This is a genomic window from Vibrio barjaei (assembly GCF_001639065.2).
GTDB classification, from domain to species: domain Bacteria; phylum Pseudomonadota; class Gammaproteobacteria; order Enterobacterales; family Vibrionaceae; genus Vibrio; species Vibrio barjaei.
The window spans coordinates 101484-115512 of sequence record NZ_LQXO02000033.1; the positions used below are offsets into that span (position 1 = coordinate 101484).

Sequence of the window (14029 nt, forward strand, 5' to 3'; positions counted from 1 at the left end):
GTGGCATAGAGAAGCGGGCTTATAGTATGGTGAAAGTTAGTCGTTAAAGCGTTTGATGCAGTTCGTAGTATCGACCTTTCTCGTTAAGAAGCACTTGGTGCTGGCCGTACTCCAATATTTCTCCGTCTTCGAGCAAGCAGATGGCATCAAATGTTTCTAAGTGCACTAAACGGTGAGTGATGAAAATAACCGTTTTACCGTTAAAGTGTTGGTCAAATAGCTGCATGATTTGTTGCTCAGTCTTTTTATCTAAACCTTCAGTAGGCTCATCAAGCAATAATATCGGCGCATTGTGTAGCAGTGCTCGTGCGATACCAATACGGCGCTTCTCGCCACCGGAAAGTTGACGTCCGCCATCACCCAACCATGCGTCCAAGCCATTGTCTTCAGTCAAATGTGCCAGATCTACTTTATCTAGAGCCGCGATAAGCTCCTCATCAGAAGCAGACGGTTTCGCCATAGATAAGTTGTCACGTAGTGTGCCATTCAATATATCGACTTTCTGGCTAACAATGCTAGTTGCTTCACGAAGTTGACGTTCACTCCAGTTTTGAATCTGAGCACCGGCAAGGGTAATCTTCCCTTGGTCGACATCCCAGTAACGTGAAATGAGCTGTAACAACGTTGACTTACCTGAACCAGTTTGACCAACAATAGCCAAACGATGTCCACCCTTCACAGAAAGCGACACGTCGCGAAGTGCTTTTTCGTTAGCGTCTGGGTAGCTAAAACAAACGTTATCAATATCGATGGAGTACTCGTTCGAATGCGTTACTGGCTCATCAGGGAAGGTGACTTCTGGCGTTGCTAGAATTACCTCATTGAGTCTTTTGGCGGAGGTTAGCGTTTGACCTAGATATTGGAATGCACCTGCAATAGGCATAAGCAGCTCAAAGCTTGCCATGGTCGCAAAGGCCATCAATGCGATTAGTGGGTCTGGTTGATTTCCGCCCACGCCATCCGCTGCTAGCCACAGCATCAGTATTAGCAGCCAACCATTCGCAAGGATCAGCAGACCCTGAGCCATACCAGATACTTTTGCATGAACTAATTGATTGGTAATCAACTTGTCTTGCGCAGTCACAATCGCTTTTCGGTAGCGAGATTCAGCGCCAAAAAGAGTAAGTTCACTATAACCTTGTAACCAGTCTAAGGTACGAATGCGAAGCTCTGCTTTGTTTAGTGTTAGTGCTTCCCCATTCTTGCTTCCCAAGCGGTAGAACACGACAGGCCACGTGATAAGCAGCAGCATTAGAATTGCGCCAAGCGTGAGGCCAAGCGTCATGTCAAACCAACAAAGAATGGCGGTCAGACATAAGATGCCAAATACACCGACGACAATAGGGCTAACAAGACGCAAATAGACGTGGTCCATGGCATCAACATCTGCCACAAGACGGTTGAGCATATCCGCATCGCGAATGTTGACGGCTTTACCAGGAATAAGCGGTGCTAACTTGGTGAAAAAGAAGATTCGAAGATCGGTGAGTAGTTTGAAGGTAGCGTTGTGGCTGACTACTCGTTCACCCCAACGTCCAGCGGTACGCGCCATTGCCGCTCCACGCACACCGGCACCTGGCAACATATAGTTAAAGGTTTCGCGAGCAATGGTTAAGCCTGCGACCGCAGCAGCAGAAATAAACCAGCCCGAAAGAGTGAGCAGGCCAATGGACGCAAAAAGCGTTGCAAAGGAGAGGAGCATACCTAAAGACAGACCAAACCAGTGCTTTTTATACAGTTTTAAGTAAGGGAGTAAATCACGCATCTAAATTCCCCTTATCTTGAGCAACGGATGATTGATGGGCAGATAGCATGGTGCTGAATAAGCCATCTGAGTTTGACAGCGAATCATAACAGCCTTGTTGTTCCAGACGGCCGTGATCCATCACTAAAATGGTATCTACATTCTTTAGTTGAGAGAGTTGGTGGGTCACCATCAATGTCGTTTTACCAGCGGTACTGGTGTGGATACCTTGAGTAACAAGACGTTCACTTTTAGCGTCCAGACTCGCAGTCGGTTCATCTAGTAACCAGAAGTTTCCGTTTTGTACCATTGCTCTTGCTAGCGCGATACGCTGAGCTTGACCGACCGAAAGGCCTCCAGAACGATCGGTAACTTGATAATCCAAACCATGTTTTTCGACAAACTCAGCCGAGAACGACGCCAGCAGAGCATTGTTGATCTGCTCTTGGTTAACATCATTATTGCCTAGGGTGATGTTGTCGCGAATGGTTCCGTGAAGTAGCAGTGGGTTTTGGCCGACCCAGCTGATGTTTTTACGCCAGTCGTTTTGGTCGAGATCTTTAAGTTCAATACCTGCGACTTTTAGTGAACCTTGATACGGCATAAATCCTAAAATGGCGTTGACCAGACTGGTTTTACCTGCGCCGCTCGGGCCGACTAACGCCGCTGCTTCGTTGGCGTTGATTTTGAAGCTAATAGGACCGACAAGGCGAGTCCCCTCAGGGCTGAAAACTTCTAAATCTATTGCTTCGATAGAGATGTTGTGAGGGTGAGAAATGTTCTGACTGCCCTGTGGTAATGCGGTAACCTCTGTATCCAAGAACTCGACAATACTCTCAGCAGCACCGACGGCTTGTGCTTTGGCATGGTAGAAAGTACCCAAGTCGCGCAGTGGTTGATAAAACTCCGGCGCCAAAATCAAAATGAATAAGCCAGCGAACAAAGTAACGCCGACACCATAATGGCCAAAGTTAAGCTCACCAATATAGCTGAAGCCAAAATAGACCGCAGTGATGGCGATAGAGATCGATGTGAAGAACTCTAAAACCGCAGACGATAGGAAGGCAAGTCGCAATACATCCATCGTGCGTTTACGAAATACTTCAGACGCACCACGTAGGACTTCTGTCTCAGTTTCGGTGCGATTGAAGAGACGAATTGTGGTCATAGATTGCAATCGGTCATAAAAGTGACCAGAAAGACGTTGCAAAGCCTTGAAGTTTTTACGGTTAGCATCGGCAGCCTTCATTCCGACGAATGCCATAAACAGAGGAACAAGTGGAGCGGTGACAAGGAAAATCAGACCAGCAGCCCAGTTGATAGGAAATACAACAATAAGGATGATAATAGGGACAGCAACAGCGAGGGACATTTGAGGCAAGTACTTCGCGAAGAAATCTTGCATTTCCTCCACCTGTTCCAGAACTAGCGTTGCCCATGTGCCAGCAGGTTTGCCTTTTATATAAGTTGGCCCAAGCTCTCGTAACTTATCAAGGATGAGCTGCCTTATGTAACAACGTATCTGCTCGCCACATTTGAATCCAGCGATTTCGCGCCCCCAAGCACATCCGGCACGACCGGCAACGGCTACTAGTAACCCTAAGAAGTGCGGAATGAGTTCATATTTGTCGGCATGCTCAATAATGAGTTGGTGCAGTATAGTGGCGATAAGCGCAGCTTGCGCTAGCAAAAACAGGCTTGAAAGAACGCCAAGGCCAATCGCAATAGCGAGCCAGCGTTTAGCAAGCTTACTTTGCGTCTTGAGCCAATTATTCAAGCTCCGTTGTTTTTTCTTATCCATGTAGAAGGCTTAATGAGTATTATTATTAGAAGAAACGGCGATTATACAAAAAGAAACCCACAGGGCATACCTATGGGTTTCTTGTTTTCAAAAATAATGAGACGAAATGTTAAATTTACGACTGTGCGTCAAGGAAACGCTCAGCATCTAACGCTGCCATACATCCTGTTCCGGCTGAAGTAATCGCCTGACGGTAGTTATGGTCCATCACGTCGCCAGCAGCGTAAATACCGGGAATGCTTGTTTGCGTAGCATTGCCTTCTAGGCCGGATTTCACAACAATATAACCGTTGTTCATTTCAAGCTGACCTTCGAACAAGTCAGTATTCGGCTGATGACCAATGGCGATAAATGCACCCATAACATCGATGTGTTCAATTTGTTCTGACTGCGTGTCTTTAATTCGAACGCCAGTGACGCCCATATCATCACCAACGACTTCTTCCAACGTGCGGTCGGTATGCAGGACAATGTTGCCTGACTCTACTTTGTCCATCAAACGCTTAACGAGAATCTTTTCCGCACGGAATGTGTCTCTACGGTGGATGAGGTGAACCTCTGAAGCGATATTCGATAGATAAAGGGCCTCTTCAACAGCGGTATTGCCGCCGCCAACAACCGCAACTTTCTGGTTGCGATAGAAGAAACCGTCACATGTCGCACAAGCTGAAACGCCACGTCCTTTGAACGCTTCTTCAGATTCTAGGCCAAGGTATTTGGCTGATGCGCCCGTTGAGATGATAACTGTATCGGCAGTATAGCTCTGAGAGTCGCCAAACAACTTAAACGGGCGAGTACTGAAATCGACTTTATTGATGTGATCGAAGATCATCTCGGTCTCAAATTTCTCTGCGTGCTCTTTCATACGATCCATTAGAGCAGGCCCCGTCAATCCTTCAGCATCACCTGGCCAGTTTTCCACTTCCGTTGTAGTTGTAAGCTGCCCACCTTGTTGCATACCAGTCACCAGAACAGGATCGAGGTTGGCACGTGCTGCATAGACAGCCGCGGTATAACCGGCAGGGCCAGAACCTAAGATAAGCAATTTACAGTGTTTTGTGTCAGCCATTTTGTTGTCTCACTTCAGTCATTCTTATTGCACCTTCCAACGGCGCATCTTAATTACCTAATATATTGGGGTTACGGTGAATTAATCAATACTAGATTTGTGATAACTGATGTCATTTTGAGCAGTTAGTTGTTAATCGAACGCATCAAATGCATATTCTCCATTTGTTTCGTCCGATTAGAGATAAATACTAGGATTGATAATCTAGATGGTGGCTAACACTTTAACGATTCACCTTTGCAAAGATGATGATTTAATAGTTCTTTTTATTATAACCTGTTGTTAAATAACGTGATATTTTCTTGGATAGTTAACAATGCTAGGTTTTAAGTAGGTTGAAATCGATAATTAGAATATATTGCTAATTTGTTATTAATATGTAGTGGATCATGTTATTTTGTTCTAGTGTATGGTTTAAAAGGCTGTGAAATGTTGATCTTGCAGAATTGTTAATATTTAATGGTTTGTAAATAAAATGTGAAACACATTGTTTTTGGCATAACATTGAAAGGAGTTAATGATGCTACATAGTGTTGAAAGTACATTACATCTTACTAGTCTGAGTGGTCGTTCCACTGAGCAACTGGCCCCATCTTTTGCAACGCTACCTAACACGGAACATGCTGACGGCAAATATCGCTTACGTCGTTATTCGGTGGTGCGTTTTGAAAAAGGTCAAATTGTAGACAAAGGTGATAATTACTTTGTTCAGTCTGAGCATTTTAACCACTTTCAAGGCGATGTGATTAGACAGTTTGAACCTGTTTTAGAATCGACTCTGCAGAGCTCTGCGATGTTGGAACTGGTTACGCTTTTTGTAAACACTAATGCCTTACCTGACGGGCAGGAAATTGAAATTCATCAAATGAGGATCGCAGCGGTTTACGATGAAACCGAGGTTGCTCCAGAAGGCGTGCATCAAGATGGATTTGACCATATCGCCTTAGTCGGTATTGGTCGAGAAAATATCGTAGGTGGTGAGATCATGCTCTACAACGATAATGGCGAAGCTCCATTTTTCAGAAAAGTACTGGAAAATGGGGAGGTGGCCATCCTTGATGACTCTAAGCTTTGGCATAATGCTCAGCCAATCCGTTGCATTGATAATCAAAATGCCGGGTATATGGACGTGTTTGTGTTAACCGCTAAGGATACGCGCAATGCACTTCACTCCTAGTTCTGCTCGAGAGCACTTTTTTGCTCTTCATCAATCGTATAACGACCAGTCAGTAGTATTCCTTGATGGCCCCGGAGGTTCTCAAGTACCAGGCTCAGTTCTTAAAGCCATGACGGATTACCTTGGCCAATACAATTCCAATTTAGGTGGTCACTACTTTTCTAGCAAAGAAACAGTGGAGCTTGTTGCAAAAGCCCGCCACCATGGAAAAGCACTACTTAATGCCGAAGAAGTGGACAACATCGTGTTTGGCGCCAACATGACATCGTTGACATTCCAGTTGAGTAGAGCGATTGCGAGAAACTGGCAGTTTAATGATGAAGTCATCGTTACGGCGCTGGACCATTACTCAAACGTATCAAGCTGGCAACAAGCTGCAGAAGACAGAGGTGCGGTGGTCAAGCAGGTTAAAGTCGATGAAAGTGACTGCACTTTGGATTTTGAACATTTAGAGAGTCTAATTTCTGAAAAAACCAGATTGATCGCCGTAACTTATGCATCCAATACCACTGGTTCTATAACTGATATCAAGCGTATCGTGGAGCTGGCAAAACGAGTGGGGGCATTGGTCTATGTCGATGCGGTTCACTTTGCGCCACATGCACTGATTGACGTACAAGACCTAGAGTGTGATTTTTTGGTCTGTTCTGCATACAAGTTCTTTGGACCTCATTTAGGTTTAGCCTATATCTCACCGACGTGGCTGCAGTCATTGAAACCATATAAAGTCGAACCTGCAACAGATATTGGCCCAGGGCGCTTTGAAACTGGCACGCAAAACTTTGAAGCGATGGCTGGCTTCATTGAGGCGGTTCGTTATCTAGCAAGCTGGGGTAAAGGGCAGAGTTTACGGCAACAACTGGTGTCCGCGTTTAAGGATATTGGTTACCATGAAGAACAAATAAGTCGCTACTTTTTGGAGCGATTATCGCGATGTGATTCGTTAAGCCTTTATGGAATTGCTGATTCGGCTCATAGAAGGCGCACACCAACGTTTGCCCTTCGTTCAAGAAAGCACTCACCAGAATTGATGGCAAAATCTCTTGGTGAACAAAATATCTGCGTATGGAATGGTCACTTCTACGCACTAGGATTAGTAAAGCAACTCGGACTAGAGGACAAGGGGGGTGTATTGCGGGTTGGTTTTATGCATTACAACACTCTCGAAGAAGTTGATCGATTTTTCGATGTCATAGAAAATATCTAGTGATAGAAAAGCCCGCGTTTGCGGGCTTTTCTTTAGATTTTTTGCGTTAGTTGGAAACTTCAACTTCATAGGAGGTGAACTTACGAATATTGATCACGCCAGTATCAAAGATTAAATACTGTCCTTTGATACCTTGTAACGTTCCTGTCACCACGGGCTCTTTATCAAAGTTATGCGACTTAATCTTGGTTGGATAAACTTCAACTGGATAGCTGATAGGCGTAATCACTTCGCTCAGTATTTCTATCGAATCGTCACCATATTGAGCTTTAATCTCTGCAATTTTGTCGGCGACAAGTGGTAATAGTTCTTGCGCTTTTTCTGCCAACTTCATCGGGTCACCATCTTGCTTTAATAAAGTTCTCCAGTTGGTTTTATCGGCAATATGCTTGGCAAGTTCAACTTCGATTAAGCCGGATATCTGACGCGTTTTAACTTTCAGAATTGGTAAACCTTGAGTTGCTCCTTGGTCAATCCAACGTGTTGGAATTTGCGTGTGTCGTGTAATACCTACTTTTAAGCTCGAGGTATTAGATAAGTAGACGAAATGATCAACCATGCAATTGGCTTCGCCCCACTCAGGCTCGCGACAAGTACCCTGGTCATAATGGCAAGTTTCAGGCTTCATAATGCACATATCGCAGCTTGCTAGCTTTTTCATGCAAACGAAACAATGGCCTTGTGAATAGCTCTTCTTTGTTTTTTTGCCACAAGAGCTACAGAAAATGTTACCAGTATGGGTAAGGGTCAGCGTCTTTCCAATAAACGATGTGAGTTCTACTTCTTGTTCACCAACGGGTAAACGGTATTGAACTTGCGAATCTAGAGAGGCACGCATTTTGGACAGCGTACCTGAGGCTAATAGTGACATGACATTACTCTTTTAGTTGTTTTGCCCAGTGTAGCAAAAACAAGAGTTAGAATCTGTCGAAAAAACTATCGAAAGGGAGTGTGCCAATAAGTTTGAGCATGGCCATTTTTCTTTGCTTCATACATAGCTTTATCAGCCAATTGAATGAGTTCTATGGGCTGATTAGAAGATTCTGGGTAAATGGCAACGCCTATACTAAGTGATAGATTTTGATGGTGTAACCCTTCACAGCCAACGAGTCTCTCCATCGACTGATGCAGCTTGTCGCAAATCGTATGTATGATAGTCAACTGTCTAAGATTTGAAAGCAAGATGATGAACTCGTCACCACCATGTCGACATACCAGGTCACTGCTACGCAGTTCTCCAGCCAGGACATGAGCTATTTTCTTTAAGAGTTCATCTCCGGCGTGGTGTCCGATGTTGTCGTTGACCAGTTTAAAGTTATTAACATCAACAAACAGCAATGCAAAGTGAAGTTGATTGATTCGATGGTGTTGGATTTCGTTCTCTAACCGAACAGAAAAATCTTTTCTGTTGGGCAGGCCTGTTAAATCATCCTTGCGCGCAAGTTCTTGAAACTTTTGTTCCGAGTCCTTGAGCTTTTCATACTGGACGTTGAGATTGTTTTGAAGGTAATTGAGTGCTTGGGCAACATCTCCAATCTCGTCTCGGTGGTTATATTGATAAGGAGTGGTTTTCTTTCCTAAGGTAATTCTTTGTGCAAAGTAGGCAATATGAGTGAGGGGCAGCGTAACGTATCGAAATAGAGAAAATGAAAGTACAGATGCGATTGACAGCAATACCATAGTGGTAATCAGTACGCTTTTGATTGTGTTTTCCCGCCATAGGCTACCGATGGAATCTTGTCTGACGTGGCCCAAAATATAGGCACTCGAAGTCTGATGGATCTGAAACTCTGCTAACGCGAAGCTTGCGTAATACAAGCTGTTATCTTTAGTGTTCGTTTTTAGTTCAAAGAAGCTTGAATGTCCGTGATTAACGGTTATCAATGTATTTGGATAGTCATTCTGGACTTGTTCAACTTTTCCTCTCATAAAACTAAACTGCTTGTCTCTGTCTGGGTGAAGCAAGTAATCTCCATTGGTGTTAGCGATCATGAACATTGTCGGGTCGTCCATTAAAGAGGTCGCTTTTTCCATTAAGGCTTTGATATCAATAGTGAACAATAAAGATGTACTTTCATCACTCTTGAGATTGAGAGGATAAACAATAAATACGTAAGGCGTAGATTCATGGTGAACGATACGGTCATAATGGGTTGAAACCGGAGAGACGTAGATTTCTCCCGTATGAATTTTTGTGGCTTCGACAAACAATGGAATATGAGTAAGGTTGTTGAGCTCATTTGGTTCTACGGTATGTATATTTTGGTTAGACCCTGTTTGAATTCTGAGTATTTCTCTCAGTGCAGTGTTTTGGTGGATAATCGAGACGCTGTTATAGGTTGAGTTGTTTTGAAGAAATGGAATGATGGCTGCTGCAAGCTCAGTTTTAGCATACTGTTTGTCGAGCTTATCTTTGACCAACATCGCTAACATATCATTGGTTCGCTCAATATCTTGCAGTTTCTCCTGTAAAGCGCGAGTGGCAATTCCTGTGGTTTGCACCATTTTGGCTTTGATATTATCGGCAAGCAGTGCCTTAGAGCCTTGATAGCTTAGCCAAGCTAGAATTGAAAATGAAATTAACAACGTACATGTGAACATCAGTGTAATTTTCGTGGAAAGCTTCATTGCCTCGTTCTCTTGGTATGTTCCATTACCTTGGGAAGTGGTTTACCGCTGTACACTGAATCCCACATGGCTTCACGTTTTTCTGGCGACTCTACTGGTGACAGCCATATCAACTTTTCCTTATTATCGTTTTTTGAAAACTGGTTAAGAGGACTCTGTAGTCCATGGCGCTTAGTTAGTTCAAGTTGAACCCATGGTTCTAGCACAAAATCGATCCAGCGGTGAGCAAGCTCAGTCTGTTTTGATGTAGACAAGATGGCCCAACAATCTAACCAAGCCAATGCTCCCTCTTTTGGAACTGTATATTCAATATTGGCCCCCGTCTTTTTCAGCGAATCAACTTGTTGATGGCCAAAATTCGCAAACATGATTGATAGTTCAAAGCGATTAAATAACTCTGTTGCTTCCTCTAGTGAACGGTAGAACGTTAACGTATTTTCTCTCAGCGATATCAGCTTTTTAGCAATGAGCTCGTCGTCTGACTTTGGAATCTGAAAAGGATCGGGTAGCTTCAATGCCAGTGCTGCTAAACTCACATTATGTGTCCCGCCATCATATCCTAGCGCTTTGTGATGGTATTCCGGTGACCAGAAATCTTGCCAAGAAGTTGGAGCAGATTTTACACGATCGGCATTGTAGATGATTCCCATTGATGAGTAGGTATAAGGGAGGCCGTAGACCTTACCGTTAAAGGTGATTTCTGGGTTTGTTGACAGTGGAGCGAATTGATTGCTAATCCATTTACTATTTTCTATTTTGGATATGTCGATTGGAATAAATTTTCGTAATTTGATATATCGTTGTAGCTCAGAGGAATTTAGGGCAACTAGGTCATAATCTTGATTTCTATCATCAAGTTTCTCTCTTAACTGTTTGTCATTATTTACATAAGTTACTTCAATGTCGATGTTATTATTATTTTCGAAAATAGATACAATATCTGTGTCGGTATATCCATGCCAAGATAATATTTTTAAAATTCCTTTTCCGTAAACAATATGACTGAACAAGCCTATGCACAAAATTAGTGCAATATAAATGTGTCTCATGAGAATGCCTAGGTTAATTAACTTTCAAGATTATATGAATCAGTCAGTTCTAATTTCAAATTATTAGTCTGGTATTAAACGAAAGTTTATTAATATAGTTATCAAAATGCGATTTGCATCACAAATCTGCCTATTTTTGTGATATATTGCATATAAACTATGCAATTTTTATGCAATTGGTCTCAAAAAGTGGAACAAGTGTGGTTGGTTGGGGTTAGCCGAGCATTTTGTAAATAAAGTGTCAGAAATAGGTCTAATATCGAAGTCGGCAATATTTAAATAATCCCTTTGCCATTCTTATTTATTAAATTAATGACAGGATAAATAACCGTCTGAGGTTAACATGATGTCTACTTTAAGCAAGGATGCTGGTAGTTTTAATAATACGCAGTACTTTAAAATAAACAAGAAAGTTCTTATTTTTATTACCGTAGTTTCTATTGCGGTAAATGTCCTTTTTCTTGTGCTTCCTTTATTTTCGATGCAAGTTTTTGATCGTGTTCTTTCTTCCGAAAGTCGCGAAACGCTTGTAATGCTTGCAATAGTTGCATTGTTCCTCTTATCTATTCAAGCACTACTCGATTGGGTTCGCGGGCAAGTAATGTTGCGTTATGGATATGGTGTTGAGCAACAATCCGCAGACTTCGCCTTTAATGTTTCTATGCTCAAGTCACAGCAAAGCAATGGAATATTCAGTCAATCTCTAACTGATTTATCTCGAGTTAAAGAAACTCTCACTTCTCCTGGGATCTTTGCGTTATTTGATGCTCCATTTGCACCCGTTTTTTTAGCGGTCATGTATCTCATGCACCCGCTGCTTGGACACTTTGCGTTAGCAGGCGCAACGGTTCTCTTTGTTATATCGATCATAAGTATGATAGTGACGAAGCGCTTGCAGAATAATGCAAGCCAACATGCGAGTACGTTCAATACATTAACTAGTGATTGGCTTAAAAACGCTGAGATTGTTCAAGCATTAGGTATGAATGACAACTTGGTCGCGAAGTGGCGTAAGGAATCAATAAACCCCACAGTAGATAAAGCGAACGCAGACAGAATTTCTCGAGCGATTTTAGCACTTGCTAAGTATGCTCGGATGCTGTTGCAAATTGGTGTGCTATGCGTTTCGGTCATTCTGGTATTAGAGAACGAAGTTGGTGCGGGTGTATTGATTGCCGCTTCGATGATTATGAGCCGAGTTTTAGCGCCAGTTGAGCAGGCGATCCATAACTGGCAAAGCTGGCTAGAAGGTTGGAAAGCACATCAAAGATTACGCAAGTCTTATCTCGAACAACCAAAAGAAGTCGTCGAATTACCAAAGATTAAAGGCGCAGTCGGATTCGACAAAGTTTTCTTAGGTCACCAAGGCAGTGAGAAGCCGTTGCTCGAAGATGTTACTTTTTCCATTCCTGCTGGTGCATCGGTAGCTATTGTTGGAGGTAGCGGTGTAGGCAAATCAACATTGGTCAAAGCTGTTCTAGGTTTGGTTAAACCGGTAAGCGGTGAGGTACGCATTGATGGCGCAACACTTAACCAGCGCCAAGTATCAGAATTAGGGAGGCAAGTTGGCTATGTTTCCCAAAATAGTCAGTTGCTATCGGGCACGATTGCGCAAAATATTTGCCGATTCGACGAGAATGTTGAGGCGAAGGACATCGTCGATGCAGCCAAATTAGCTGGTGTTCACGAGATGATTCTGTCACTCCCAAATGGCTATCAAACACTGGTTGGTGCACTAGGAATCCGATTGTCTGGCGGACAACAGCAACGAATTGCCTTGGCTCGTGCGCTTTATACAAAACCAGCCTTACTTATATTGGATGAGCCCGATTCTAATCTTGACCATCCAGGGCAGGCGGCACTGATCGATTTCATTGCTCATGCACATCACAAGCAAATTACCGTCATTGTCATTTCACACCGTATGTCGATTATTCAGCATACCAGCTTATGCATGATGTTAGGTGAAGGACGCCTCCAGCAATACGGTAAAACGACCGAGATCTTAAAAATTCCTACATCGTCAGCAAACAGCATAGGGAGTGTGTCATGAAACTAAATCATTCAGAGACATCTCGTTCGTTCAATCTCTCTTTGACCAACTTCATTCTGTTTGGTTGGCTGGTATTGTTGGTTTGCTTTATTGGAATTGGCTATTGGAGCTATAGCGCACCATTAAGTTCAGCCTCGTTGGCACCGGGGAAATTGGTGACAGAGCTCGAGAATCAGAAAGTGCAACATCATACCGGAGGGGTAGTCGAAACGCTTCTCGTCAAAGAGGGTCAGCGTGTTGAAAAAGGCGACTTGTTACTGGTGCTCTCGGATCCATTGCTTGTTAGCCAACTCGAACAACTGAATCAAAAACGTTTTATCGTCCAAGCTCGCCTAGCTCGAATTGACGCAGAGCTTTCAGGAGAGGCGCTTAATTGGGGGAACGAGGAGAACCTGACTCCGATTCAAAGTCAGATACGTCGTGATCAAGCATCACTATTGAACCAGAATCGTCTGATTCATAAAGAACAAATGATGTCACTTCGCCAGCAAATGGCTCAATCAGAGAATGACAGAGACAGCTACAAGGCTTGGCTTTCAAGCGATGAACATTCTCTGACATTGCTCAACGAAGAAATCGAAGCGAACTCTGCTCTATTAGAAAAAGGGTATGTATCGAAAGTTGCCTTTCTTGAACTAAAGAGAGAGTACTCAAGCTTGGTGGCAAAAATAGCTGAGCATCGTACTCGAATCAAAAGAACCAATAACAAAGTTGCTGAGCTTGAATCCCAAGTGGACGCACTAAAAATAGACTTTATGCGTACCGCTCAAGAGAAAAAGCAAGAGCTAGTTTCGGAAGAGCAAGCAATCTTAAAACAGCTAAAAGCGTCTAATACGTTAAACGACCGCATAGAAGTACGCGCTCCAGTTGGAGGCGATGTGATTAATCTCGTTATTCACACTCAAGGTGGTGTTGTTGCTCCAACGAGTACGATACTGGAGATCGTCCCCAATAACACCCGAGTGGTCGCAAGTGTCAACATTCAACCCAAGGATATCGAATCGGTGTATGAAGGTTTGTCGGCAAACATCCGCCTGACTTCATACAGCTTTCGACAAGTCCCAGCGGTCACAGGTGAGCTTATACACCTCTCCGCGGACAGCATCGTAGATGAGCGGCTAGGCGGTCATTTCTATCAAGGAAAGATAGCCCTCGATGCAACGGAGCTTCTGGATCTCGGCTTAGATCTGAAACCGGGTATGCCGGTAGAAGCACAAATAGTACTAGAGGAACGCACTGTTCTCGATTATCTACTTTCTCCGCTGATACAGAGTATGGAGAAAGGGATGAGAGAGATCTAA

At 43.4% G+C, this 14029-nt stretch carries 10 protein-coding genes; 4 read left to right on the forward strand and 6 right to left on the reverse strand.

Features of this window, described 5'->3' with window-relative positions; genetic code table 11:
- Positions 1 to 43 precede the first annotated feature (43 nt).
- The 3 genes from cydC to trxB all read right to left on the reverse strand — a co-directional run bounded on the left by cydC (position 44) and on the right by trxB (position 4614).
- Positions 44 to 1765, reverse strand: coding sequence for a heme ABC transporter ATP-binding protein/permease CydC (gene cydC / locus AWH66_RS15485; protein ID WP_063606218.1), 1722 nt, complete (start codon positions 1763 to 1765; stop codon positions 44 to 46).
- A complete protein-coding gene (cydD, locus tag AWH66_RS15490) occupies positions 1758 to 3545 on the reverse strand; it encodes a heme ABC transporter permease/ATP-binding protein CydD (RefSeq protein ID WP_063606219.1) in 1788 nt (595 codons plus the stop codon). Before cydD ends, cydC begins: the two co-directional genes overlap by 8 nt.
- Before the next feature lie 115 nt (positions 3546 to 3660).
- Positions 3661 to 4614, reverse strand: coding sequence for a thioredoxin-disulfide reductase (trxB, locus tag AWH66_RS15495; RefSeq protein WP_063606220.1), 954 nt, complete (start codon positions 4612 to 4614; stop codon positions 3661 to 3663).
- Between the two features lie 517 nt (positions 4615 to 5131).
- Here trxB and AWH66_RS15500 point away from each other — a divergent pair.
- Both AWH66_RS15500 and AWH66_RS15505 read left to right on the forward strand, forming a co-directional pair.
- Complete coding sequence (locus AWH66_RS15500; RefSeq protein WP_206360053.1) at positions 5132 to 5791, forward strand: 2OG-Fe dioxygenase family protein; 660 nt, start codon at positions 5132 to 5134, stop codon at positions 5789 to 5791.
- Positions 5775 to 6998: a cysteine desulfurase-like protein gene (locus AWH66_RS15505; RefSeq protein ID WP_063606222.1), complete on the forward strand. Its 1224-nt coding sequence runs from the start codon at positions 5775 to 5777 to the stop codon at positions 6996 to 6998. Before AWH66_RS15500 ends, AWH66_RS15505 begins: the two co-directional genes overlap by 17 nt.
- 46 nt (positions 6999 to 7044) lie before the next feature.
- Here AWH66_RS15505 and AWH66_RS15510 read toward each other — a convergent pair whose 3' ends face one another.
- The 3 genes from AWH66_RS15510 to AWH66_RS15520 form a co-directional block, all read right to left on the reverse strand.
- The gene (locus AWH66_RS15510; RefSeq protein ID WP_063606223.1) at positions 7045 to 7869 is read right to left on the reverse strand and encodes a DUF2797 domain-containing protein; all 825 of its coding nucleotides are present in this window, start codon (positions 7867 to 7869) and stop codon (positions 7045 to 7047) included.
- A gap of 65 nt (positions 7870 to 7934) precedes the next feature.
- Entirely contained in the window at positions 7935 to 9626 is a 1692-nt protein-coding gene (locus AWH66_RS15515) for a GGDEF domain-containing protein (RefSeq protein ID WP_063606224.1), read from the reverse strand.
- Entirely contained in the window at positions 9623 to 10675 is a 1053-nt protein-coding gene (locus AWH66_RS15520) for an extracellular solute-binding protein (RefSeq protein ID WP_063606225.1), read from the reverse strand. Before AWH66_RS15520 ends, AWH66_RS15515 begins: the two co-directional genes overlap by 4 nt.
- A 343-nt stretch (positions 10676 to 11018) precedes the next feature.
- Between AWH66_RS15520 and AWH66_RS15525 the strand changes: the two genes are divergently transcribed.
- Both AWH66_RS15525 and AWH66_RS15530 read left to right on the forward strand, forming a co-directional pair.
- Positions 11019 to 12728, forward strand: a complete 1710-nt coding sequence (locus tag AWH66_RS15525; RefSeq protein WP_063606226.1) for a type I secretion system permease/ATPase — start codon at positions 11019 to 11021, stop codon at positions 12726 to 12728.
- Positions 12725 to 14029, forward strand: a complete 1305-nt coding sequence (locus AWH66_RS15530; RefSeq protein ID WP_063606227.1) for an HlyD family type I secretion periplasmic adaptor subunit — start codon at positions 12725 to 12727, stop codon at positions 14027 to 14029. Before AWH66_RS15525 ends, AWH66_RS15530 begins: the two co-directional genes overlap by 4 nt.